At 52.5% G+C, this 23,159-nt stretch carries 22 protein-coding genes and 2 pseudogenes; 16 read left to right on the top strand and 8 right to left on the bottom strand.

Features of this window, described 5'->3' with window-relative positions:
• The 3 genes and pseudogenes from DRI82_RS21445 to DRI82_RS21435 all read left to right on the top strand — a co-directional run.
• A partial coding sequence (locus tag DRI82_RS21445) for a fimbria/pilus outer membrane usher protein (protein ID WP_157968123.1) occupies positions 1-2,330 on the top strand: 2,330 nt, incomplete at its 5' end.
• Positions 2,327-3,559, top strand: coding sequence for a fimbrial protein (locus tag DRI82_RS21440; RefSeq protein WP_245956902.1), 1,233 nt, complete (start codon positions 2,327-2,329; stop codon positions 3,557-3,559). The genes DRI82_RS21445 and DRI82_RS21440, both read left to right, overlap by 4 nt.
• A 248-nt stretch (positions 3,560-3,807) precedes the next feature.
• Positions 3,808-5,031, top strand: a pseudogene (locus DRI82_RS21435) (IS91 family transposase).
• Between the two features lie 679 nt (positions 5,032-5,710).
• On the opposite strand, the gene DRI82_RS21430 reads toward DRI82_RS21435, so the two are convergent.
• The 3 genes from DRI82_RS21430 to DRI82_RS21415 form a co-directional block, all read right to left on the bottom strand.
• On the bottom strand, positions 5,711-6,061 hold the full coding sequence (locus tag DRI82_RS21430) for a cyclophilin-like fold protein (RefSeq protein ID WP_245956899.1): 351 nt from the start codon (positions 6,059-6,061) through the stop codon (positions 5,711-5,713).
• A gap of 469 nt (positions 6,062-6,530) precedes the next feature.
• Positions 6,531-7,724 (bottom strand): MFS transporter, encoded by a 1,194-nt coding sequence (locus DRI82_RS21420; RefSeq protein ID WP_114195943.1) that lies wholly within the window; start codon positions 7,722-7,724, stop codon positions 6,531-6,533.
• Positions 7,725-7,923: 199 nt separating this feature from the next.
• Positions 7,924-9,060 carry an alpha/beta hydrolase gene (locus DRI82_RS21415; RefSeq protein WP_114195937.1) on the bottom strand — a complete coding sequence of 379 codons (1,137 nt, stop codon included), beginning with the start codon at positions 9,058-9,060 and terminating at the stop codon, positions 7,924-7,926.
• A 171-nt stretch (positions 9,061-9,231) separates the two neighbouring features.
• Here DRI82_RS21415 and DRI82_RS21410 point away from each other — a divergent pair, with 171 nt between their 5' ends.
• The 12 genes and pseudogenes from DRI82_RS21410 to DRI82_RS24440 form a co-directional block, all read left to right on the top strand.
• Entirely contained in the window at positions 9,232-10,116 is an 885-nt protein-coding gene (locus DRI82_RS21410) for a LysR family transcriptional regulator (protein WP_114195936.1), read from the top strand.
• A 301-nt stretch (positions 10,117-10,417) separates the two neighbouring features.
• Entirely contained in the window at positions 10,418-11,146 is a 729-nt protein-coding gene (locus DRI82_RS21405) for a MerR family transcriptional regulator (protein WP_114195935.1), read from the top strand.
• 211 nt (positions 11,147-11,357) lie between these two features.
• Entirely contained in the window at positions 11,358-11,792 is a 435-nt protein-coding gene (locus DRI82_RS21400) for a nuclear transport factor 2 family protein (protein WP_114195934.1), read from the top strand.
• The gene (locus DRI82_RS21395; RefSeq protein WP_114195933.1) at positions 11,789-12,505 is read left to right on the top strand and encodes an SDR family NAD(P)-dependent oxidoreductase; all 717 of its coding nucleotides are present in this window, start codon (positions 11,789-11,791) and stop codon (positions 12,503-12,505) included. Before DRI82_RS21400 ends, DRI82_RS21395 begins: the two co-directional genes overlap by 4 nt.
• The gene (locus tag DRI82_RS21390; RefSeq protein WP_114195932.1) at positions 12,505-13,764 is read left to right on the top strand and encodes an NAD(P)/FAD-dependent oxidoreductase; all 1,260 of its coding nucleotides are present in this window, start codon (positions 12,505-12,507) and stop codon (positions 13,762-13,764) included. The genes DRI82_RS21395 and DRI82_RS21390 overlap by 1 nt, the downstream gene beginning before the upstream one ends.
• A 1-nt stretch (position 13,765) precedes the next feature.
• Entirely contained in the window at positions 13,766-14,488 is a 723-nt protein-coding gene (locus DRI82_RS21385; RefSeq protein ID WP_114195931.1) for a DUF1365 domain-containing protein, read from the top strand.
• On the top strand, positions 14,485-15,705 hold the full coding sequence (locus DRI82_RS21380; protein WP_114195930.1) for an SAM-dependent methyltransferase: 1,221 nt from the start codon (positions 14,485-14,487) through the stop codon (positions 15,703-15,705). Before DRI82_RS21385 ends, DRI82_RS21380 begins: the two co-directional genes overlap by 4 nt.
• Entirely contained in the window at positions 15,702-16,187 is a 486-nt protein-coding gene (locus DRI82_RS21375) for a DUF2878 domain-containing protein (RefSeq protein ID WP_114195929.1), read from the top strand. Before DRI82_RS21380 ends, DRI82_RS21375 begins: the two co-directional genes overlap by 4 nt.
• The gene (locus tag DRI82_RS21370) at positions 16,184-16,711 is read left to right on the top strand and encodes a hypothetical protein (protein ID WP_114195928.1); all 528 of its coding nucleotides are present in this window, start codon (positions 16,184-16,186) and stop codon (positions 16,709-16,711) included. Before DRI82_RS21375 ends, DRI82_RS21370 begins: the two co-directional genes overlap by 4 nt.
• A complete protein-coding gene (locus DRI82_RS21365; RefSeq protein ID WP_114195927.1) occupies positions 16,708-17,238 on the top strand; it encodes a DUF3833 domain-containing protein in 531 nt (176 codons plus the stop codon). The genes DRI82_RS21370 and DRI82_RS21365 overlap by 4 nt, the downstream gene beginning before the upstream one ends.
• A gap of 13 nt (positions 17,239-17,251) precedes the next feature.
• A complete protein-coding gene (locus DRI82_RS21360; protein WP_114195926.1) occupies positions 17,252-18,211 on the top strand; it encodes a YbgA family protein in 960 nt (319 codons plus the stop codon).
• A gap of 146 nt (positions 18,212-18,357) precedes the next feature.
• Positions 18,358-18,472: pseudogene (locus DRI82_RS24440) on the top strand (NadS family protein); the annotation flags it as partial.
• A gap of 65 nt (positions 18,473-18,537) precedes the next feature.
• On the opposite strand, the gene DRI82_RS21350 reads toward DRI82_RS24440, so the two are convergent.
• Positions 18,538-19,077 carry a DUF2058 domain-containing protein gene (locus tag DRI82_RS21350; RefSeq protein WP_114195925.1) on the bottom strand — a complete coding sequence of 180 codons (540 nt, stop codon included), beginning with the start codon at positions 19,075-19,077 and terminating at the stop codon, positions 18,538-18,540.
• A 280-nt stretch (positions 19,078-19,357) separates the two neighbouring features.
• Entirely contained in the window at positions 19,358-20,230 is an 873-nt protein-coding gene (locus DRI82_RS21345; RefSeq protein WP_114195924.1) for an O-antigen ligase family protein, read from the bottom strand.
• Positions 20,231-20,354: 124 nt separating this feature from the next.
• Here DRI82_RS21345 and DRI82_RS21340 point away from each other — a divergent pair, with 124 nt between their 5' ends.
• Positions 20,355-20,810, top strand: a complete 456-nt coding sequence (locus DRI82_RS21340; protein WP_114195923.1) for an NUDIX hydrolase — start codon at positions 20,355-20,357, stop codon at positions 20,808-20,810.
• A gap of 56 nt (positions 20,811-20,866) precedes the next feature.
• On the opposite strand, the gene DRI82_RS21335 is transcribed toward DRI82_RS21340, so the two are convergent.
• The 3 genes from DRI82_RS21335 to DRI82_RS21325 all read right to left on the bottom strand — a co-directional run bounded on the left by DRI82_RS21335 (position 20,867) and on the right by DRI82_RS21325 (position 23,141).
• Positions 20,867-21,475 carry a LysE family translocator gene (locus tag DRI82_RS21335; protein ID WP_114195922.1) on the bottom strand — a complete coding sequence of 203 codons (609 nt, stop codon included), beginning with the start codon at positions 21,473-21,475 and terminating at the stop codon, positions 20,867-20,869.
• Between the two features lie 174 nt (positions 21,476-21,649).
• The gene (locus DRI82_RS21330) at positions 21,650-22,459 is read right to left on the bottom strand and encodes an AraC family transcriptional regulator (RefSeq protein WP_211317704.1); all 810 of its coding nucleotides are present in this window, start codon (positions 22,457-22,459) and stop codon (positions 21,650-21,652) included.
• Positions 22,460-22,499: 40 nt separating this feature from the next.
• Complete coding sequence (locus DRI82_RS21325) at positions 22,500-23,141, bottom strand: TetR/AcrR family transcriptional regulator (protein ID WP_245956898.1); 642 nt, start codon at positions 23,139-23,141, stop codon at positions 22,500-22,502.
• Between the last annotated feature and the right edge of the window lie 18 nt (positions 23,142-23,159).

Genomic DNA, 23,159 nt, shown 5'->3' with positions numbered 1-23,159 from the left:
GCATCAATGGGTTACTGGTGGGCAGCGAGGAGATTCAATTTACCGAGCAGCCGGACAGGTCGGTACAGCCCTGCCTGACGCGGGACACGCTCAAGCGCATTGACTTTAATTATGACAAGCTGCCCGCCAGCTTCAATGACGCCCTGAAATCTGACCAGACGTGCTTTTCGCTGAAGACCCTGTTGCCACAGGCGCAGGTCGAGTTTGACTCCGGTGAGCAGCAACTGAATATCACCGTGCCGCAACTCTACATGAACAATACGGCGCGCGGTTATGTCAGCCCGGCACTGTGGGACAAAGGTGTTCCGGCCGGAATTGTCGGTTATAGCATTAATGGCAATACCCAGCGTTCACGCGGCCAGACCAGCAACTCGGCTTTTGGCGGGATCAATGCCGGGCTGAACCTGGACGGTTGGTACCTGCGCCACAATGGTTCCTATAACTGGCAGGAAAACTACGGCGGGCATTACGAGTCGCTGAATACCTATGTGCAGCGGGATATCCCGACCATCAGGGGGCGGGTACTTCTCGGCGAGAGCAACACCCAGGGGCAGGTATTCGATACGCTGGCCTACCGTGGTGTTGAACTGGTCAGCGAAGACCGCATGCTGCCGAGTTCACAACGTGGTTATGCGCCAACGGTGCGCGGTATCGCGCGGACCAACGCCCGCGTCACCATTCGTCAGAATGGTCGGGTGATTAATGAAGTCAACGTGCCACCGGGTGCGTTTGAAATCGATGACCTGTTCCCTACTGGCTACGGCGGTACGCTGGACGTCACCGTGACCGAAGCCGACGGCAGCATCCAGAACTTCTCGGTGCCGTTCGCCTCGGTGCCCAACCTGTTGCGTCCCGGTTCCCACCGCTACAATCTGGTGGCTGGCGAACTTAGAGATCCCCATCTCAGCAGAGATTATGCCCTGTATCAGGCCACCTACCAGCGCGGTATGAGTAACCTGATCACCACCTATGGCGGCTTACAGGCCAGCCAGAACTACTATTCGCTGCAACTGGGATCGGCGCTGAGCACCGCCATTGGGGCCTTCTCCGCCGACGTCACTCAGGCCCGCACCCACCTGAACAGCGAGCCAACCAACCGCATGAGCGGCGAGAGTTACCAGTTGGGCTACAGCAAGTTCCTGCCGGAGACCAAAAGCAACCTGAGCATTGCCGCCTACCGTTTCTCCACCTCCGGCTATATGGATTTCCAGACCTCGATACGCGCCCAGGATGCCGAAGCCAGATGGCAGTCAACAGAAAATGTCAGACGTCCGAAGAACCGCTTTAACGTCACGGTCAGTCAGGGGTTGGCGGATCGTTGGGGGCAGATCTACGTCACCGGTTATACCCAGGATTACTGGAACTACGGTAATTCGGATTTGCAGTACCAGATGGGTTACAGCAACAGCTACAAGATGGTGACCTACAACCTGACTGCCGGGCGCAACCGCAACGGCGTTGGCGAGATGGAAAACAACATTCTGTTCAGCCTCAGCATGCCTTTGGGACGATTGGATCGGAGCAACGTGCCGCAACTGACGGCCAGCCTGAATCGCAACAGTAACGGACAGTTCGGGCAGCAGGTCGGGATTTCCGGCTCGGCGGGCGAGGATTCACGCTACAGCTACGGCGTGACTGGCACTAACTACAACCAGGGTATCGGTAGCAGCATGGCGCTGAACGGGCAGTTCCGCAGCCCGGTGACCAACATGACGGCGGGGTACAGCACCGGCAGAAACTACCAGAATGCCTCGGCGGGGATGAGCGGCACGCTGTTGGCCTATCAGGGCGGTCTGGTGATGACGCCGTATAGCGGCGACACCTTTGCCATCGTTGAGGCCAAAGGGGCTGGCGGTGCGAAGGTCGGCAACTATTCCGGGCTACGCGTAGACCGTTGGGGCCATGCGGCAGTGCCGTACCTGAACCCGTATGAGATGAACGAAATCATTATCGATCCCAAAGGACTGCCGTATGACGTGGAGTTGCAGAGCACCAGTCAGAAAGTGGCCCCTTACGCCGGGGCAGTGGTACACCTGAAGTACGACACCCAACAGGGTTATCCGCTGCTTATTACCACAACGTTAAGTGATGGCGGTCCAGTGCCGTTCGGTGCCAACGTGTTCGACAGCACAGGCAACAACGTGGGGACGGTCGGGCAGATGGGACAAATCTATGCCCGGGTGGAGAATGAGCGGGATCAACTTAGCGTGAAGTGGGGTCAGGACGGGGCGCAGCAGTGCAGCGTGTCCTACCTGATGCCGCCGCAGCCGAAAGGAAAACGTATGGAGTCGCTGATGCGCTTTACGTCCGTGTGCGGGGGGAAAGCATGAAGATGTCAAACATGGCAGGAATGACGCACAACAGAGCCAAGAGTGGAATAATGAAGAGAATAAAACAGATAATACAACTCATGTTACTGCTGGCAACCAGCAGTAACCACGTTTGGGCTGCGATCACGTGTAAACCCTTTTCCGCCGCGATCCCACGTACTGATACCGTTCAGTTAGCCCCGGCAACGATTTCAACCGGAGCGGATATGCCTGATGGGACGATAATTTATCAGGGGAAATGGTTGGGAGGTGGATCGGGTGAGAGTCAGATAAGTTGCACCTCAAATCTGGGGGCAGCCGATGTCTTAACCTATAATTATGCCACTCTGCTTAATAGTACGCCAAGGCCACTATCAAACTGGTCGGGTTCTCCTTTCGGTGGTGCCGTATTTGAAACGAATGTACCGGGTATTGGTGTTGCAATTTCACGGGGTACCACCCTCGGTGTTATAAAACAAGGTTTACCAGAGTATTCATTTATCAATCAGACTGACGCGCTGCCCGTTGGGGGGTTTGCATATGCAGTCACTTTTCCCACCCGATATATTTCTTTGATAAAGATAGGTGAGTTGACCCCGGGTTCCTATACGTTGAAAGCAGCGGATCTGCCCAGCATCAAATTATTTTTCGACAACCCATCAAACGGCATCAACGTAATTGGGTTTCCTATTACAACAAACATCATTCAGTTCCAGGGGCAACTAACTATAACAACAAAAACCTGTGTGACACCGGATGTCAATGTCGATATGGGAAGCCATGAGATGCGAACGTCTTTCACGGGCGAAGGTTCAGTAACGTCATGGCGAGACGCATCAATTGTACTCGCTAACTGTCCAACCTTCTTTGGTTATTACAGTAATAATAATAATATCACCCTTTTTGACTATGACACGGGGGGAGGAAGTGTGATACCCAATTCCACAAATAACAATGTGGGCGTACGATTAACCCCCTCGACGTCAGTTATTGATTCTGCCGCAGGGATCATGTCCATTGACCGCTCTGTGCCAAATGCAGCCTCAGGTGTGGGTATACAATTGGGGTGGGGGAGTCACAGTGGTAGCCCCGCCTTATTTGACTTTGCGACAGAAAAACTGTTCCAACTGCCCAAAGATGGTCGTTCAGAGATCAGGATCCCTCTGGCCGCTCGCTACATTCAAACAGACACCATGATGGCGCCAGGAAGAGCTGTCGGCAAAGCCGTATTCCTGATTAATTATTATTAACTCTGGGTAATCATTACGTCATTTCCATAGTGAGAAAAGCAAGATAAGCATCAGCGCGGTAAAAACCCACCGCGCTGATTTATTGATGGATGGCAAAAAAATATAATCACAAAATACTGTTATCAGAGTGTTACAGGAACTTTCTCTAACTTTTATCAGAAATGACGCAATGAACGTAGCACGCCTGCGGCGCAGCTTCGCTGCTTCGGGGATATTCATGATCGCCGCCCCGTTTTATACTCTGCCCCATGTATATTCCACGACCGGCTAAACTGCTCTTCACCGTCAACGACGGCTGGAACCGCTACCTCGGAAAACACGGCGACAGCGTCAATCAGTGGACCCGGCTCTCCGTTGAGCGCATGCTCGCCTGTGGGATCTGCTCCATGGGCGTCCGCCGCTACTGCTGTGCTTCTCCGGACTGTACCCACTCCCGCTTCTTCTGCCAGAGCTGTAAGTCAAAAGCCTGCAGCGCCTGCGGAATGAAGTCGACAGAGCCCTGGATTTCTGAGCAACACCATATCCTTCCCGACTGTGACTGACAGCACATCACCTTTACCATGCCCCACCTGCTGTGGCCCTTCTTCAGTGACAACTGGCCACTGCTCAACGATCTGTTCCGCTGCGCCACCCGCGCCATGCTCCGGTGGTCACGTCAGCAGGGCATCGAAGTGGGGATTTTCTGCGCCCTACACACTTACGGCCGCCAACTGAATCAGCACCCACATATCCACGTATCCGTCACCCGCGGCGGCCTCGACGTTAAGCATGGCCTATGGCGAAGCCTCTTCTTTAAAAAGAAAGCGGTGGAGGAAATCTGGCGGAATGCGGTTATCCGCCTGCTGCGCAGCAGCTACGATCGGATCATGCCCGGTACCCTGCCGGGCATAGAGCACATCCGCGATGAGCGTCAGTGGCGGCGTTATCTGAAGGCCCAGTATGGCCGTTACTGGAAGGTACATTTTGCGAAGAAGACAAAAGGGGCATGGCACAGCGTGAAATACCTGGGCCGCTACCTGAAGCGCCCGCCAGTGTCGGCTTCCCGCCTGCGCCACTACAGCGGCGGCGCAGTGGTACACCACTACCTCGACCACCGCACGGGGAAGCATAAACGTCAGACGCTGAGCCAGGAAGAGATGATCGGACGCTATATCAGCCACGTTCCGGCGCGACATTTTAAGATGGTACGTTACTCCGGCTTTCTGGTCAACCGCAAGCGGGGTACGCTGCTGCCGAATGTGTACAGCGCGCTGGAGATGACGGTGCGAAAAAAAACGGAGAAGCCGGGTTTCGCGGTACTGATGAAGGGTTTTCTGGGTACAGACCCGTACAAATGCATCCTGTGCGGAGACAGGCTGCGTTTTGCCGGCGCCCAGGCAGGTACGCATGCGACGAGGTTGCTGTCAGAAAGGCTGCACGGAATGGAGAAAAAACGATGGCTCCGGATGCCAATGCTGGATCAGTGTGCCTGAAAAATGGGTTTCAGGTTTAAAAACCGCCGCAGCAGTGGCAAAACCAACCGTTTTTTTACTGCAATGATGCCATCAAGATGAGATGTATATCACACTTATGACAATCCAATATTTTTAGGGGCTTTGTTCTAAAATTCAAAAAATAACCACTTTTAATTCAAATAGGTAAATTAAAATTCGAGTCCAGTCAGAGGAGCCAAAATTTAGAGAAGCCCGCTTAGGAAACTAAGCGGGCTTTTTGCATTTCAGTGGTACCTCAGCAGCCCACACTCCCCCGCTCAATCCCGAAATGCGTCTGCATTGCCGCTCATCCTGACTTGTGTTTGAAATTGTACGGCTGCGTGGTGACTCTCCATTTTGGCGAGAAAGTCCTGGAACCTGAGTTTTACCGCATTAACAACAGACTGGCAGCGCAGTTCGCCACGGGTAATACGTCGCCAACCATCTGAGATATTAGTTGGATTAGTTGGATTAGTTGGATTAGTTGTTGCTCAATCTGAAAGTCAGCGACGAAAAGCTGACATTGGACTCTCAGGCAGCAACGTAGATTTTATGAGTCCGTACGCTCTATATGTGGAACTTCAGTATCAAGTGAAAAAATTACACGGCTACCTGGCTCAGACCTTTCTGTATGATTTTCCGTGCCCAAGACCGCTATGATACTTTTCATGGTTTAAAACTAATTACTCTTGGTGAAATGCACTTCAATATCGCTATTACCTATAATATTTTTTAGGTTATCAGTTGCAATTATCTTACCAATTGGTGTGTAACTGTATGGTGTCTGAAATGTCTCGTAAAAAATCACAAGGGTTTGGCGACCGTATAGCATGATCTCCCCCTCATGAATGGTACCGGGTGTGATCTGACTGGTAGGTAAGGTATGAGAAAAGTCAGCGAATTTTTCATTCCCGTTTAGCTCCGCCATAGTCATAGTCAGGGGAAGTTGTTTAATAAACGCTTTTGCTGTCGGATTATTCGCAAGCCCAACTTCAAAAGTCTGTTGATCTATAGTCATTTGGAATGTCATCTGGTTCTCCTTACCTGACTGGACTAGGTCACTTGCATGAACTGGAAACACACTGTTCGCGGCCAGGAAAAATGATAGATATAACTGCTTTTTCATCAGGCCTCTCTCGCAAACGTGCCGCACCTATTAGGATGCGGCTTTTGCATTATCTACGATTAACATTGAAAAATGATGTCAGCTTATCAAAGGGAATCAGATCCGTGCGGTCATTCAAATCGAAATGACCTGCACGAGGAGCGATATACAGTTCCTTCGGCTTACATGCACGCTTATAAGAATTTTCGCTAAAATCGCGGGTCAATTTTGGTCGCACTAATACCGCCGCTTCCGCGGCCAAAAATGTCCAGCACGCCAATTTTATCTTGGGCTACACATTGTTGAGTCCTGAGAAAACCAACTGCCGCGGTGGGGGGCGAAACAGCCGATTAACAGCCCCAGCGCAGGGCGTACTTTTCATGAAGTTCATCCTCTAATGTGAGTGGTGTGTTTTACGTGATGTGAGAAATGTCAGCCCTGCCGCGACGATAAGCAGTCCGCAGCTCAGGAAAAAAGTGCTCTGCCAGCCAGTGTGGTCAAACGTAAGGCCGCCGAGCGTGGAACCCAGCGCGATGGAGAGCTGGATCACCGCGACCATCAAACCGCCGCCAGCCTCTGCATCGTCTGGTAGCGTGCGGGCTACCCATGTCCACCATCCGGTTGGTGCAGCAGTAGCTATCAGCCCCCAGAACCCCAGCAATGGTGCAACGAACCAAACGTTGTGACCCGACAGCACAAGCGTTCCTGCAATGACGGCCATCAGCAAAGGGATAGCTACCAGCGTCGGATAAAAGCCTGCTTTCAAAAAACTACTAATCAGTAGTGTGCCAATAAAGCCCGCCACGCCAATGGTCAACAAAATGAGTGATAACGTGATGTTCTCCACCTGCGTCACGGTTTCAAGGAAAGGACGTACGTAGGTAAATAATGAGAACTGACCCATGAAGAACAGACCGCAAGCCAACAGACCAACCGCGACGACTGGACGGGTGAACAGACGAAAAGCAGAGCCACCTGACCGCGAGCTTTTGTCTGTTTCCATAGCGGGCAGACTGAAACACTGCCAGATGAAGGCAACTATCGCCACCGGAACCAGGCACAAAAAAGTCCCACGCCAGCCGATGGTCGCCCCAAGGTAACTGCCAAGCGGTGCCGCCACGACTGTTGCCAGCGCGTTACCTCCATTAAAAATGGCTAAGGCACGGGCTACCTGATGCTGAGGCACAAGACGAATTGCCGTTGCCGCGGACATTGACCAGAATCCACCGATAGCGATACCAATCAAGGCTCGCCCTACCATATACACCAGATAGCTGGAAGCCAATGCAACAACAATCCCCGAAAATGCCATCAGAATCGTCATCCCCAACAGAAGATATTTACGATTCACATTCCCGGCAACGGTAGAGATTGTCAGGCTGGTCAGGACCGCCAACACACCGGAGATGGCAATCCCTTGACCTGCCAGTCCTTCCGTTACGTGCAAATCTATGGCAATCGGCGTCAGCAGGCTGACCGGCATAAACTCCGATGCGATCAGCACAAATACGCATAAGGTCATGGCAAAAACACCGCTCCAGTGTGCGTGTACTTTATCTTGTGGTGTATTGCGACTCAGTGCGGGCATTATCAGCATCTCTTAATATCTCCAGGTCAGATTCAGGCAAAACCGGGACGGACGCTATTCATAAAAATAGCGATTAAAATGGGTAACAGAATAGAGTGCGATGTTATTAGCATGCGATATAACATCAAGCAGGGCTGAAGCCAGAATCAAAGCCACCTGAATACCGCAGGTGGCATTTAGATGTTCCTGACTCAGGTGCTTATCTTAAGTTTGTTTTGAAAAACTGTTCAAATTTGGCAAAAGGTATTTTACCGGCAACATTGTCGTATAAATCCACATGGTTTGCCCCAGGGACAATCACCAACTCTTTCTCCTTGCTACCGACCGCCTTATAAGCATCTTCTGCAAAATAGCGCGAGTGCGCATTTTCACCCGTAATGATCAACGTTGGAATGGTGATTTCATTTGCATAACTAAGCAGCGGCATATTCATAAACGATAAGGGCATAGTCGCAGTCCATGCGCCAGTGGAGTTAACGGAACGTTCATGGAAACCGCGCGGCATCCGGTAGTAATCAAAAAATTCTTTCAGTACCGGATTTGGATCCGCAGGCAAAGTTTCCGGCAGAATGCGCTCAGAAGCGCTTACGTTGCCATTCTTGTCCACATAAATATCATGACCAGCGTGTGCGATAGTTCCTCTTTCCGCATCCTTCCAGCGCTGTTCGTTCAGATACTGCAACACAGCACGGCGATCGTCTGTTGAATAACGGTCTTTGCCATCTCCGACGCCATGCCCCATCGCCCGGCTCATGTCATACATCACGCTTGTCGCGACAGCTTTAACGCGCGTATCCATTGCTGCCGCATTCAACGCCATACCACCCCAGCCGCAGATGCCGAGTATTCCGATACGGTTGCGATCGACCTCTTTTTGCAATCCAAGGAAATCAATTGCAGCGCTAAAGTCCTCGGTGTTGATATCCGGAGAGGCGACATTGCGCGGATAGCCGCCGCTTTCACCCGTATAGGAGGGATCGAATGCCAGCGCAACAAATCCCTGCTCAGCCAGAGCTTGCGCATACAGACCGCTGGATTGTTCTTTGACCGCGCCAAAGGGTCCACTTACTGCAATCGCAGTAAGTTTGCGTTCTCCCCGTTCTTTTGGAATGTAAAGATCGCCGACTAAAGTGATCCCGTACCGGTTCTGGAATGTCACCTTACGGTGATCTACCTTATTGCTCTCGGCGAAGGTTTTATCCCATTTTTCCACCATCGAAACGGGCGCATTCGGATTGGTTGTATCAGCATAACTCATTGTTGTTACCCCACTTAATGATGCGCATAGCAGCATGACCGGTATAGAGGCTGTCAGTTTTCTAGTGAAAGCATTCATGAAAAATTCCTCTGAAAAACAAGAGATAGTTACAGGTTTCTTACGGACAACACTGCTGTGCTTTATTTCAATGCGCTCATTGTAGTCAGCAGAAATACTGCTGATTAGAGGGTGAAAAATGCTAAGATTAATATCATATTGTTATATATAGATATGCCTGAGGACACGTTGATGGCGAAACGGGAAAACTATAATGAGCTCTACCTGTTTATGCAGGTCGTGCGTGAAGGCAGTTTCACCGCAGCGGCACAGCGGCTTGGGCTTGCACAATCGGGGATCAGCCGTTCTGTTCGCGAACTTGAGGAAAGGCTGGGTGTACAGCTTCTGATCCGTACCACGCGCAGGCTATCGTTGACACAGGCAGGTGAGCAGCTATATCAGACGGCAGAGTCCGGATTTGATGCTTTAGATATGGGGCTTTCCACACTGGCGCATTATCGTCAAACCCCATCTGGCACTGTACGCATTAATGCCAGCCAGCATGCTATTGATAAATTTCTTCTGCCAAAGCTTGCAGTATTTAAACAGCGATATCCTGATATCAGGCTAGAGCTGATCAGTGAAAGCCGGTTCGTCGATATTATCGCGGAGAGATTCGATGCTGGTGTTCGCCTTGGGCCGGAAGTTGGCAATGGCATGATCGCGGTACGCATTACGCCCGACATGGAGATGGCCGTTGTTGCCACACCCGAACATTTTCGTCGCTACGGCTTTCCACAAACTCCGACTGATTTAGCGGTACATCCTTGTATTGCCTATCAGTTTGCCGACGGAAGTCTGTACCAGTGGGAACTCAATCATGACGAGAAAAAAATAACGCACCGGCCGCAGGGTCAGTGGGCATTTTCTGATAGCTATATGGAAGCAGAAGCTGCACGGCTAGGTTTGGGTCTGGCTTATGTTCCTGAAGAGCTTGTTGTTGATGATTTAGAGAGTGGAGCGCTTATCAGAGTTTTGCAACGTTACAGCCAGCGCATGGAGGGGTCATTCCTTTATTATCCTCATCGCAACGTTTCTCCCGCCCTGAGAATAGTCATTGATACATTAAAAATCTGATGTTTAGCTATGACATCATCTTCGTTGTACAAGACTGAGTTATTTGAGTAATGTCCGCTTCTGCCACGAAGCGGGCAAGCCATGGCCTTGCTGCTGAACGATCTCGACCATAACACCGTCATGAAAATGACCGATCTTACTGAAGACAATCTGTAACAAATCCGCCGCTGATCGTCAGCTCACGTTTTATTGCCCTGTCTGTCTGGAAATATCGTGATATTCCGGCTTGCCATCTGCACTTCATTCAGATCATCATTATTCGTAGTATATTGAGAGTATTCATTGTTATCAGGTGTTCTGTATGTCCTATTTCATCGGGGAATTTGCACGGCTTTGTGGGATTAATGCGACCACTCTTCGGGCCTGGCAGCGTCGTTACGGCCTGTTGAAACCGCTGCGCACCGATGGTGGGCATCGCCTGTACAGTGATGACGATGTCCAACAGGCGCTCAAAATCCTCGACTGGGTGAGGAAGGGTGTTCCCGTCAGCCAGGTGAAACCGCTGTTGGCTCGTCTTGGCGCGCGCCGGACCAACAACTGGCTCACCTTGCAGGAGAGCATGCTGCAACGGCTGAAAGAGGGAAAAATCGAATCCCTGCGCCAGCTGATTTATGATTCAGGCCGCGAATATCCGCGCCCGGAACTGGTCACGGAAGTGTTGCGTCCGCTGCGCAGTCAACTCTCTGCCAACATTCCGGCGATGATGACCCTGCGCGAAATCCTCGACGGCATCATTATCTCCTACACCTCATTTTGTCTCGAAGGCGATAAAAAAGCGCCAGGCGATAATTACCTGATTACAGGCTGGCGCCTGACCGACCCCTGTGAGATCTGGCTCGAAGCGCTCAAACGCACCGGTCAGGGGCATCGCATCGATGTGCTGCCGATCCCACCTGCCACGCTTGCGCCGGAAATTTTCCCGGAACGCAAATGGCTGCTAGTCAGTACCGGCAAACTCACCGTTGCCCGTAAAAGGCAGATTGATCTCTGGCAACAGCAGATCACTTCCCTCGACGTTATCTCGCTATAGTTCCGTTCTTCCCCTCGACCACGCTCTCGATGACACAGCCGGACAGGCTGTGGTTGCGTGCGTGTAAAAAAACGCACAAAAACAGAATTTATATCTTACTGAAAGTATTTGGAAATAAAAAACAGACCACCTAAAACTTGGACAAATTATCATTATTGTATAAGTTTAATTATACGATAACTTCACATTGTTCACGGTCAGGGTGAGAGTCATGAGTGCAATGCCATCCGTTATCAATCGCTTTATGGATTACTACGCCGGGCTGGATAACCAACCGCCTGCGGCGCTGGCGGCGCTTTATGACGCTCAAGCCTCGCTTATCGATCCGTTTGGCGAATATCGCGGGTTGTTTGCCATCCAGCGCTACTTCTCCCATCTGCTGGCCAACGTCGAGCACTGCCGCTTTATCATTGATGCTCCGGTTTGCGACGGCCATCGTTTTGCCCTGACCTGGACCATGAACTGGTCGCACCCACGCATTGCCGGAGGTGAAACGCTCACCCTCCCAGGGTGCTCAATGGTGGAAGTAGAGAACGACCGGGTCGTTCTCCAGCGCGACTACTACGATGCTGGCGAGATGATCTACGAACATCTGCCGCTGTTGGGCTGGGCGGTTCGCAGTGTCAAAAGGAGAGTGCGCTCATGATGACTGTCCTCATCACCGGTGCAAGCTCCGGCATTGGGGCCGGGCTCGCCAAATCCTGGGCCGATGACGGCTACCACGTTATCGCCTGTGGGCGAGACCCGGCCCGGCTTGAAGCCCTGCATCAGTACAGCCCAAATATCTCGATTCGCCTGTTCGATATGACAGACAGGAACGCCTGTCGCCAGGCGCTGGCAGACTGTTCCCCCAGCCTGGTTATCCTCTGTGCGGGCACCTGCGAATATCTGGATAACGGCGTGGTCGATGCCGCGCTGGTGGAGCGGGTGATGACCACTAATTTCCTCGGGCCGGTGAACTGCCTTGCCGTCCTTGGGCCACAGCTGGTGTCGGGCAACCGCGTGGTGCTGGTCAGTTCGATGGCGCACTGGCTGCACTTCTCGCGGGCGGAGGCGTATGGCGCGTCTAAAGCCGCACTGACCTGGTTTGCCAACAGCCTGCGTCTGGACTGGGAACCGAAAGGCATTGCCGTCACAGTGGTATCGCCGGGCTTTGTCGATACGCCGCTGACCCGCAAAAACGATTTTGCGATGCCTGGTCAGGTAAGCGTGGAACAGGCCGTGACCGCTATCCGTCGCGGTCTGGCGAAAGGGAAAAACCATATCGCCTTCCCGACAGGATTTAGTCTTATCCTACGCCTGCTGGCGGGGCTTCCGGCATTTTTACAACGCGCGTTGCTGCGCAGGATGGTGCGCTGATGAAGGTAGCCATTATCGGTAGCGGCATCGCCGGGCTGACCTGCGCCTGGCGGCTGGCAGGGCATCATCAGGTGACGCTTTTCGAAGCAGAACCCACGGCGGGCGGGCATACCGCCACGGTGGATGTCATCACCCCTCAGGGGACCCATTATGCCATTGATACCGGGTTTATCGTTTATAACGACCGCACCTATCCGCGCTTTATGGGGCTACTGAGCGAACTAGGCATCAGCGGGCAAAAAACGCAGATGAGCTTCTCGGTGCATAACCCGCAAAGCGGCTTCGAATACAACGGACACACCCTGACTTCGCTGTTCGCGCAGCGTCGTAACTTGGTGAACCCTGCATTCTGGGGGCTGTTGAAGGAGGTCGTCCGCTTCAACCGCCTGGCAAAACAGGCGCTGAACGACGCAGACGAGAGCGACACGCTGCAAACCTTCCTCAAGCAGCACCGTTTCAGCCCCTTTTTCGCACGCCATTACATTCTGCCGATGGGGGCCGCTATCTGGTCATCGTCGCTCCAGGAGATGCGCCGTTTTCCGCTGCCGCTGTTTTTGCGCTTCTTTGAGCATCACGGCCTGCTGGATATCACCCATCGCCCACAGTGGTATGTGGTGCCCGGCGGTTCGCGGGAGTATATCCGCGCGATGCTGGCAAAACTGGGCGATCGCCTGAGCCTGCATCTCAACGCACCCGTGCAGCAGGTGATTCGCTTCGACGGCGGGGTAAAAATCGAGCTTGAAAACGCGAATCATACCTTCGACCAGGTTATCTTCGCCTGCCACTCCGCGCAGGCGTTAGCGATGCTGGCTGACCCCACGCAGGCAGAAACGGAGGTGCTCGGTGATATTGGCTGGCAGAGTAACGAGGTGGTTTTACACAGCGATCCCCGCTGGCTCCCGGTACGCCAGCGCGCCTGGGCCAGCTGGAACTATCGCCTGAGCGACCGGGACCAGGCCAGCGCCTGCGTCACCTACAACATGAATATTTTGCAAGGGCTGCCCGAGGGAAGCCCGTTGTTCTGCGTCACGCTGAACCCGGAAACGCCAGTCGACGCGCGCTACGTCTGGAAGCGCTTCGTGTATCAACATCCGCTCTTTAACCCCAAAAGCTGGCGCGCGCAGGCCCGTCGGCATGAGATTAACGGCCATCAGCGAAGCTGGTACTGCGGCGCTTACTGGTACAACGGTTTTCATGAGGATGGGGTACGCAGCGCACTGGATGTGGTACAGGGGATTGCCACCGGAGAGGGCAAATAAGATGAACAGCTGCCTGTATCAGGGCGTGTTACGCCATCGTCGCCTCCAGCCTACAACGCACCAGTTTCGCTACAACCTGTTTATGGCCTGGCTCGACCTTGATGAGCTGGACGCGCTGCCGTCCGTGGGCATCCGTCGCAACCGCTTCGCCGCCGCCGCCTTCCACGATGTGGATTATCCGCTGGGCGCGCCGCTGAAAGCGAACGTCCTCAACCGGCTGCAATCGCTGACCGGCGAGCGCCCTGAGGGGCAGGTGATGCTCCTGACCCAACTGCGTTATTTTGGCTTCCACTTTAATCCGGTCAATTTTTACTACTGCTATGACCGCACAAACACCCTGCGCTGGGTGCTGGCCGAGGTGCGAAATACCCCGTGGAACGAGCGCCATTACTATGCCGTCGATGGCCAGGCACCGCGCCCGCAGGAAAAAGCGTTCCACGTTTCGCCCTTTAACCCGATGGACATGGTGTATCACTGGCGTTTCAACAGCCCCGGCAAAACGCTGCATATGCATATCGAAAACCATCAGGCGTCGAAAGTGTTCGATGCCACGCTGGTGCTGAACCGCGAGCCGCTGACGCGCAAAAATCTGACGTCACTGCTGCGGCGTCTGCCGCTGATGACGCTGAAAACCCTGTTCGCTATTTACTGGCAGGCGCTGCGGCTGTGGCTTAAGCGCGTGCCCATTCATAACCACCCCGTTAGCAGGAGTGAACGCTCATGACCGATCCCGTCTTTGCGCTTGAACGCGATATCCCGCGCAACGTCCGTGTCGCACGCTGGCTGCTGTTCCGCCTGCTGAGCGGTATTCGCTACGGCTCGCTCACCGTCTATGAAGGGGCGCAGGCGACGCATTTTGGCGATGCGTCCACCGCGCTGCGTGCCGAGGTACACATCCTGACGCCGGGCGTTTACTGGCGCGTGCTGACCGGCGGGAGTCTCGCCGCGGCAGAAGCTTGGATCGACGGCGAGTGGGAGACCCATCAACTCACCGCGCTGTTGCAGCTCCTGGCACTGAATGGCCGGGTGCTGGGGCGACTGGAAAGCGGCTTCCGCCTGCTGGGCAAACCCGTCGAGCGGCTGCGTCACTGGACGCGGCGCAACTCCCGTGACCAGGCGCGGGTAAATATCGCCGCGCATTACGACCTCGGCAACGCGTTTTACTCGCACTTTCTCGATGAAGATCTGCTTTACTCCAGCGCGCTGTTTACCGCCGACGAGCAGTCGCTGAACCAGGCTCAGCAGGCAAAAATGGCGCGCCTGTGCGAACAGTTGGCGCTGACGCCAAGCGACCACCTACTGGAAATCGGTACCGGATGGGGCGCGATGGCGGAATATGCCTCGCGTCACTACGGCTGTCGCGTCACCACCACCACGCTGTCGCAGGAGCAGTACAACTGGGCGACAGCTCGGATTGCCCGCGCGGGGTTACAGGATCGGGTGCAGGTGCTGCTGTGCGACTACCGCGATCTGACCGGAGAGTTCGACAAGCTGGTGTCGGTCGAGATGATAGAAGCGGTGGGGCAACGCTACCTGCCCACGTTCTTCCGTACCTGTCAGGCCCGGCTGCGTCCAGGGGGCAGAATGGCGATTCAGGCCATTACTATTCAGGATCAGCGCTACCGGGACTACAGCAAAAGCGTCGATTTTATCCAGCGCTATATCTTCCCCGGTGGCTTTTTGCCGAGCATCACCGCGATGAGCGAGCTGATGACCCACCACACCGATTTTGTGGTTCGTAATCTGTTCGACATGGGGCCCGATTACGCCCGCACGCTGGCGCACTGGCGGCAACGTTTTGTTAACGCCTGGCAGGAGATTGAACAGCTGGGCTTTGATGACCGCTTCCGCCGCATGTGGCTCTACTACTTTGGCTACTGCGAAGCCGGGTTTAACGCCCGAACCATAAGCGTGGTGCAGCTTACGGCTGAGCGCGTATGAAACACTATGTGCAGGTTTTTTTGATGGCAGTGGCGTTCGATTTCTACTGGGCGCTGGTGGTGCTGTTTCGCGAGCGTGGCCTGTTTTTGTGGCTCGGTCTCGCGATCCTGGCATGCCTCATGCTGTCGCCTGCACACCGGGTTTATGCCCTGCTGCTGGCTGCCGCAGGCTGTGGGCTGGATGCCTTCTGGGCACTGACGAAGCTTATTGATTTTACCGGCGGCACCTTGTTACCGCTGTGGATGGTGGCGCTGTGGCTGATGTTTGCCACCGCCTGGACCGCGCTAACCTGCACCTCAACGCTGCCGGGGTGGATCCTCGCGCTGCTGGCAACCTGCGGTGGCCCGGTCGCGTATGTGTTAGGTGAGCGTCTGGGCGCAATCACCTTTCTGCAACCGACCTTTATCGTCGTCAGCTGGATGGTGCCGTGCTGGTTGGTACTGATGCTATTTTTCCATATTTTGATGGGGAAACGACAATGAGAACCGCGCTACTGATGCTGCTGTGGCTGGCAGTCATCACCCCATACAGCCATGCCGCCGACTGGTTAACCTGGCGCAAAGTGGGCGATGCGACCCTCACCTGGGGGCCGTTTACCGTCTATACCTCCCAGCTTCGCACGCCAGATGGGCGATACCACGGACCGGCGCAGGACCAGGCGCTGATTATTACTTACCAACGCGATATCGACCATGAGGAACTGGTCGATGCCACCCGCGAGCAGTGGCAGGCACAGGGTGTTCTGGAGCAGGAACCGCAGAGTGACGCCTGGCTGAGCATGCTGCAATCACTCTGGCCCGACGTCACACCGGGCGTGCAGTTGGCCTTTGTACTTAACGGCCAGCAAGGCCAGTTCTGGTATCGCGCGTCGGCGGCGCAAAAAGGCTTTACCCCCTTGGGCTCGCACCAGTCTGAAGCATTCAGCAAACGCTTTCTGGCGATTTGGCTCGATCCCCGCACCCAATATCCTGAACTGCGTCAGCAGTTGATCGGAGGTGACAAATGAAACGCATCCTGGCACTGGGCCTGGCGCTGATAATGCTGCTGGCAGGCTGTAGCACGGAGATAAGCGAATATCGGAATCAACAGCCGCCGCTGGATATCTTCCGCTATTTCCAGGGCAACACCGAGGCGTGGGGCATGGTGCAGGACCGTAGCGGCAAACAGCTGCGTCGCTTCCACGTCGAGATTACCGGTGACGTCAAAGGCGACACCCTGACGCTCAATGAACGCTTTGCCTATGACGATGGCGAGAAGCAGCAACGGGTGTGGCACATCCGACGCGTCAGCGCCGATCTCTACGAAGGCACCGCATGCGACATCGACGGTGTCGCGACGGGGCAGGCGGCAGGTAACGCCTTTAACTGGCGATACAGCATGAATGTGACAGCCAAAGGCAGTACCTGGCTGCTGCACTTTGATGACTGGATGTATCTGCAAGACAGCACACATCTTTTTAATAAAACCGAGATGAAGAAATTCGGGGTGACCGTCGGAACGGTCACGCTGTTCTTCACCCGTAAAGCGCAGTAAAGAGGATAACGCCATGAACACTCAACCCGCCATTGGGATCAGCGGATGTTTAACCGGCTCGGCCGTGCGATTTGACGGCGGCCATAAACGGATGAGCTTTGTGATGGATGGGCTGGCGCAGTGGGTCACCTTCAAACCCGTCTGCCCGGAGATGGCGATTGGCCTGCCCGTTCCACGTCCGGCGCTGCGGCTGGTGCAAGCGACTACAGGGGATATCAACATGCGCTTTAGCCATGCACCACACGACGATGTGACGCAGAAAATGGCTGAGTTTACCGCATCTTATCTTCCGCAACTGGGCAACCTTTCGGGTTTTATCGTCTGCGCTAAATCGCCAAGCTGCGGTATGGAACGCGTGCGGTTGTACGATGAAAAGGGCAATCGCGGGCGTAAAGAGGGGATCGGGCTATTTACCGGTGTGTTACTGGAGAAATACCCGTGGTTACCAGTCGAAGAAGATGGGCGCCTGCACGATCCTATATTGAGGGAAAACTTTGTCGAGCGCGTTTTTGCTCTGCATGAACTTAATATCCTGCGGGCTAACGGCCTGACACGCCGCGCGCTGCTCGATTTTCACAGCCGCTACAAACTCCAGCTGTTAGCACACCACCAGGCAGGTTACCGTGAGATTGGGCCATTCGTCGCCTCGCTGCACGAATGGGACGATCTGGACGCCTTCTTCATTGTGTACCGTGAGAAACTGATGGCACTCCTGAAAAAACTTGCTTCTCGGAAAAATCACACCAATGTGCTGATGCACATTCAGGGGTATTTCCGTAATCAACTGACTTCCCGCCAGCGCGGCGAGCTACGCGATGTGATTCTACACTACCGTGATGGGCTATTACCGATTCTGGCCCCACTGACACTGCTGAAGCATTACCTTGCCGAATACCCGGATCAATATCTTTTGACGCAAAATTACTTTTCCCCGTACCCAGAGAATTTATGTCTGCGTATGACGGTTAACTGAATAGACTGAGGCCATCATTATGATTCAAAAAAGGCGAGCGTTGTCGCCTGCTTTGGCACTGAATCATCGAGCTTTGATGCTTCGATCGGTTGAACTCACAGCGCAAAGTTGACGGTCACGCCCATTTACACCCAGACCAATAAAAAGGTACTAGCGTAGATACGATAAAAAGCTGGGAAGCCAAAAGACGTAATCCAGTCGGGCTGGCAGCAAAATGTTGGAACTCCCCAGAATAACCCTGCGTTTTTCCATGAGCTGGCTCAACAGCAAATCTCAATGAAAAGCCCTGAGGGGCTTTTCATACATATAACTCTGCAAAACGTTAATTACCACATCAAATCATCGGGCACTTTAAAATCGGCATACGGATCTTCTTCATCTTGCTCTTCCTGACTAAGCGCACTATTTAATACAATACTGTTCGCATCTCGCTGCGCGATTTTGTCGGCTACGCTCGCGGGGATAATAGCGTATTCACTCTCGCCACTGTTATCAACAACCAAACGAGCAATGGCGAGACGGCCACTGATTAACTGAGCTTGGGTAATCTTATCCACAACTATTTTTTTAATTAAATTATTATCTGTGAAGTTAAAACCAATATCGCCTTTTGAAATGTCGATTCTGTTCATTTCAATGAGTTGCTTCACCTGAGCTTTATATTCTTTAGATAAAACAGCTTGTTTTTGTTGTTCGCTTAGCTGTTTATCACGCTCAAGTTGTGCTTTTTTATTCTCTTCCACAGCCTCTCTTGCCTCACGAGCCTGAACTCGTGATTTTTTAGCCGTTCTTTGGACTTTGGCCATTTTTTTGCTGGTCACTAATCCAGCTTTTAGCATCTGCTCTTGTAAGGTGAGTTTTGTCATCTTCGTTTCTAAACCAGTTGAATGATTTGTGGGATTATACCTGTAATTTTTGAGGCTGTACCAGATTGCAGGACCTGATCGCTGTACGGCTTGAGTTTAGCGGGGTCTATCAGAGGCTGGCGTGACCTGCTCTCAGGTTTAGGCACAACGCTCAGTGAGTAATGCCCACTTCTGACACTAAGCGGGCTTCATGCATTTCAATCAATAGATATAGCTCATCTGAGCAAAAACGGTTTTGTTCCTTTCCCTACCGCCTTCAACAGTGGGGAAAGCTATCATATCAGGTCATTGCTGCTGGTTCTGTTTTGCTGAGCCTCAACTGGCACAGGCTCAAGGCCATGCACACAACCAGAACGGTGTTACCTTGAATCAATACCGAATCCGTTAGCCCCATGATAATGATTGGCACCACGACAAAGAACACGCCATTGCTGTTCCCTCTTATGCCAAAAAATCCATAGAGTACGCTGGTAAGAAAGAACAGCATAAGTGAGAGCAGACCCAGGATACCTTGCAGCGAGAGCACTTCAAGAGCCTCATTGTGCAAGTTGTACATGACGTTTTTGTAGGCTTCCGGGTTATATCTTGTAAATTTTTCTATATATTCCCGTGCCTTCCTGGTGCGGTCATCAGGACTTTGCCCTAAAACAGAAGGTGTTACGCTGTACCAGCCACTTTGCCAGATAGAAAACCTTGCACCGATTGAGGTGTCGTTATTGTTATGATATTCGCTAATATCATGACTGATTTCCTTGATTCGATTTTGAATGACCCATGGGGTAATAACTACACCAGCAAGGCAAAGAACAAGGAAAGTGTTCTTTATTTTTTTATCTACCCGTCTAAATTTAACGATAAAATAGATAAAGAACAGTATCGGAGTTGTCAACACCGCTGACCGCGTCTCAGTCAATACAACAAGGAGCAGGGTCATGATCATCACCACCGTGAACAATATCACGGATGTTAAAGTCTGCCCAAAGCGCTGATGACACAACCACAATAGCGTGAAAGAGACGGTAACAATTAAATAGGCAGCGGTCGTCGCGGCATCTGCAGTAAGCTTTATTCGTGGTTCTTGTAAATGAAGCGCATATCCCTGCCAGACGGTGAGGCACAAACCAATAATTAAAATGATAACGGAAACCGTCATCGTGGTTGTTTTTAAATTGAATCTTTCTTGTTTGGCGTTCGATAAAGAGGAATTGTGGACGGCATCTGGTATCTTGATTCTGCTTGCGTAATAACCATGCGTTCCTCTTTATGGAGTCATTCAGATGAGCAATTATGTGCAAGAGATGAGAGCACTTGTCGGACATCGCCCACTCCTGCTGGCAGGTTCAAATGTCATCATTCTCAATAGCGCGGGGCATATCCTCCTGCAACAGAGAATAAATGGTTGTTGGGGACTGCCGGGAGGTTTGCTTGAACTCGGCGAGTCTCTTGAAGACACCGCACGTAGGGAAGTGCTGGAAGAAACGGGTTTGCAGCTTGGACCACTGCAGTTTTTGAACGTTTTTTCCGGTGAAAAGTACTTTTTCACCCTACCCAACCAAGACCAACTGCATGTCATCACCGCCCTCTATCTCTGTCGTTTTTACACTGGAGAGATGGTTGCTGACGGTGAAGAGTCGTTGAATTTGATGTTTTTCCCTGCCGAGGAAATACCCGCAAGCACCGAAGACGAATATAAGGAATATATCGCTTACTACAAGACGAAATTACCCATTTAGAATTGAAGAATTTACCACATAGGATGTTCATAAAAATTCTGAATGGCTGCGCAAGCCTAAAACAAGGCCAGTTTCAGGCTCATAGCGACAAAGGCCATGGCAAAACAGCGCTGAAGCCAAAGCATGACATGAGGACGTGATTGAACCAGATTTCTGAAAGACGCCACCGTCATGCCATAGCCAACAAACACAATCAGTGTTATTGCCATGAAAGCGATCCCCAGCAGAATTAAATGCCGCATAGGTGAGGGTTCATCCGCACTCATAAACTGCGGCAAAAAAGCCAGAAAAAAGATAACCAGCTTCGGATTCAGGATATTCATCAACGTTCCTGAGCAGGCCAGTCGCCATGCCGATACCTGCATATCCTCCTTGAATTGCATGCTATTTTGATCACTGCGTAGCATTTGCCAAGTCATAAACAACAGATAGCCAATACCCAGATATTTCAAAATCTGATAGGCCAGAGTGCCGGTATGTAACATCGCCGCCAATCCGGTGACCACGATCAAAATGTGCGGCACAATCCCCAGTGTGCATCCCAGCGCCGCGATCAGACTCGCGCGTCTCCCCTGCGACAACCCTGCTGACAAGGTATATAAAACGCCGGTGCCGGGGGAAACCGCCACCACAAAAGAGGTCAGTAGAAAATCTGCACTTAACATTTTTTCCTCCAACAGACAGGAGGAAACACGTCCAAGGAACGGGATGGCATAAACTTCAGTGGAATGTGTATAGATTTCATAGTTCACCGGCAGCAAAGGGCAGAAGAGAAAGAAAACATCTGCCCGCACTGTAGCCAACGCATAAACTATCGTCTTGAATGAAATTGCAGCGCTTCAGATCTTGCGAACATTCGCTGCATAAATTCCGGGGGAGATCCCGAGCGCGCGGATGAAATGACGGGTCATGTGACTTTGATCGGCAAATCCCGCCAGACCCGCTGCGTCGGTCAGTGACGTTCCCGACGCGATTAATTTTCGGGCCAGTTGTACACGACGCTGTACCAGATACGCATGGGGCGTTAGGCCCGTGGCACGGCTGAATGCGCGCAAGAACTGAAAACGGCTCATGCTCGTCGCTTCTGACAAATCGGCAAGCGAGAGGTCTCTCGCCGGGTCATCATCCATCATCTCCCTGGCCTGTAACATCACAGATTTTGCGTCAGAAAAAGCATCGGTACTGGCAACGGGCAGAACAATCAACTGCGCCAGCAGTGTCAACAGCTGTTGTTCCCTCTCCATCCCATCGCCCTGCCCGGTCATGCTGTTGAACAGATTGCGAAAACAGGATGCGGCGAATGTATCGCGCAACGCAGGGGACGAAAACTCGCCGTAAGAAATGTTGCCCTCAGACAAATCAGCCAGAGTGGCCGAAACCAGTGAAGGGTCGATGTACAGCATCCGCCAGGCACGTATGTCGCCGCCGTAGGGTTTGCCATCATGCACTTCACCCGGATTCACGGTAATCGTATGACCTGGCCCGGCCTCAACAACGCCACGACCGCTCAATGATTTTTGCGCGCCGGCCTCAATCACACCAATACCAAACTGCTCGTGGAAATGCCTGGGAAACGAGCGATCCGACTCGGCCTGAACGGCCTCGACACCCGCCATTGCGCAGGGGATCATGGTAAAGTGCGCTGACATCAGACTTGTCCTCTAAAAAACTTTCAGCACTCGCATCGAGTTACACCGGGCGTATCCAGCAGGCGATAGTGTCCCTCATGACGGCCAGACGTTTATCCAGTGCGTTCGCTTCGAGGAGATCTTGCTGATAAACGATGGAAAGTGTAGAGCAGTTCATCAGGTAAAAGAATCCCAGTGCCGAAATGGATATGTTCAATTGCATGGCATCCAACCCCGGTTTAACGGTGCCTTCGCGTTCACCACGCGCGATCAGCGCCTGAGAAATTCCCTGCCAACTAATATTGATCTCATCAATATTACGCGATTCTTTCAGGTGACGCGCCTTTTGCTGGTTCTCACTATTGAGCAAACGAATAAATTCAGGGTGATCCAAATAGTAATGCCAGGTGAAATCCACCAACTGTAAAATGGCCTGATCGGCGGGCAGATGATCCAGTCGCAAAGCCGCTTCTTCCTTGCGGATCCCACGGTACGCGTCTTCCAAAACGCGGGTGAATAGCTCATCCTTATTATTAAAATAATGATAAATAAGTTGTTTATTGATATCTGCCAGACTGGCTATTTGCTCAACGCGGGCTCCATCAAATCCTTTCTCTGCGAACTCATTACTTGCAGCGGCAAGGATCCGCGCCTGGGTAAGTGCCGGGTCACGTTTACGTTTAGGCTTTATGTCTTCTGCCACGCCACCACCTCAAATTAT

Source organism: Edaphovirga cremea, assembly GCF_003332275.1.
In the GTDB taxonomy this organism is placed as follows: domain Bacteria; phylum Pseudomonadota; class Gammaproteobacteria; order Enterobacterales; family Enterobacteriaceae; genus Edaphovirga; species Edaphovirga cremea.
The sequence above is the reverse complement of the archived record's forward strand: the minus strand, read 5'-3'. Positions and strand labels throughout refer to the sequence as shown.

Coding starts and splice junctions, on each gene's coding strand:
- DRI82_RS21380 (WP_114195930.1), top strand. CDS start 14,485: ATGACCGATCCCGTCTTTGCGCTTGAACGCGATATCCCGCGCAACGTC.
- DRI82_RS21340 (WP_114195923.1), top strand. CDS start 20,355: ATGAGCAATTATGTGCAAGAGATGAGAGCACTTGTCGGACATCGCCCA.
- DRI82_RS21415 (WP_114195937.1), bottom strand. CDS start 9,060: ATGAATGCTTTCACTAGAAAACTGACAGCCTCTATACCGGTCATGCTG.
- DRI82_RS21350 (WP_114195925.1), bottom strand. CDS start 19,077: ATGACAAAACTCACCTTACAAGAGCAGATGCTAAAAGCTGGATTAGTG.
- DRI82_RS21430 (WP_245956899.1), bottom strand. CDS start 6,061: ATGACATTCCAAATGACTATAGATCAACAGACTTTTGAAGTTGGGCTT.
- DRI82_RS21405 (WP_114195935.1), top strand. CDS start 10,418: ATGTCCTATTTCATCGGGGAATTTGCACGGCTTTGTGGGATTAATGCG.
- DRI82_RS21365 (WP_114195927.1), top strand. CDS start 16,708: ATGAAACGCATCCTGGCACTGGGCCTGGCGCTGATAATGCTGCTGGCA.
- DRI82_RS21330 (WP_211317704.1), bottom strand. CDS start 22,459: ATGTCAGCGCACTTTACCATGATCCCCTGCGCAATGGCGGGTGTCGAG.
- DRI82_RS21335 (WP_114195922.1), bottom strand. CDS start 21,475: ATGTTAAGTGCAGATTTTCTACTGACCTCTTTTGTGGTGGCGGTTTCC.
- DRI82_RS21440 (WP_245956902.1), top strand. CDS start 2,327: ATGAAGATGTCAAACATGGCAGGAATGACGCACAACAGAGCCAAGAGT.
- DRI82_RS21410 (WP_114195936.1), top strand. CDS start 9,232: ATGGCGAAACGGGAAAACTATAATGAGCTCTACCTGTTTATGCAGGTC.
- DRI82_RS21390 (WP_114195932.1), top strand. CDS start 12,505: ATGAAGGTAGCCATTATCGGTAGCGGCATCGCCGGGCTGACCTGCGCC.
- DRI82_RS21370 (WP_114195928.1), top strand. CDS start 16,184: ATGAGAACCGCGCTACTGATGCTGCTGTGGCTGGCAGTCATCACCCCA.
- DRI82_RS21345 (WP_114195924.1), bottom strand. CDS start 20,230: ATGACGGTTTCCGTTATCATTTTAATTATTGGTTTGTGCCTCACCGTC.
- DRI82_RS21375 (WP_114195929.1), top strand. CDS start 15,702: ATGAAACACTATGTGCAGGTTTTTTTGATGGCAGTGGCGTTCGATTTC.
- DRI82_RS21420 (WP_114195943.1), bottom strand. CDS start 7,724: ATGCCCGCACTGAGTCGCAATACACCACAAGATAAAGTACACGCACAC.
- DRI82_RS21395 (WP_114195933.1), top strand. CDS start 11,789: ATGATGACTGTCCTCATCACCGGTGCAAGCTCCGGCATTGGGGCCGGG.
- DRI82_RS21400 (WP_114195934.1), top strand. CDS start 11,358: ATGAGTGCAATGCCATCCGTTATCAATCGCTTTATGGATTACTACGCC.
- DRI82_RS21385 (WP_114195931.1), top strand. CDS start 13,766: ATGAACAGCTGCCTGTATCAGGGCGTGTTACGCCATCGTCGCCTCCAG.
- DRI82_RS21360 (WP_114195926.1), top strand. CDS start 17,252: ATGAACACTCAACCCGCCATTGGGATCAGCGGATGTTTAACCGGCTCG.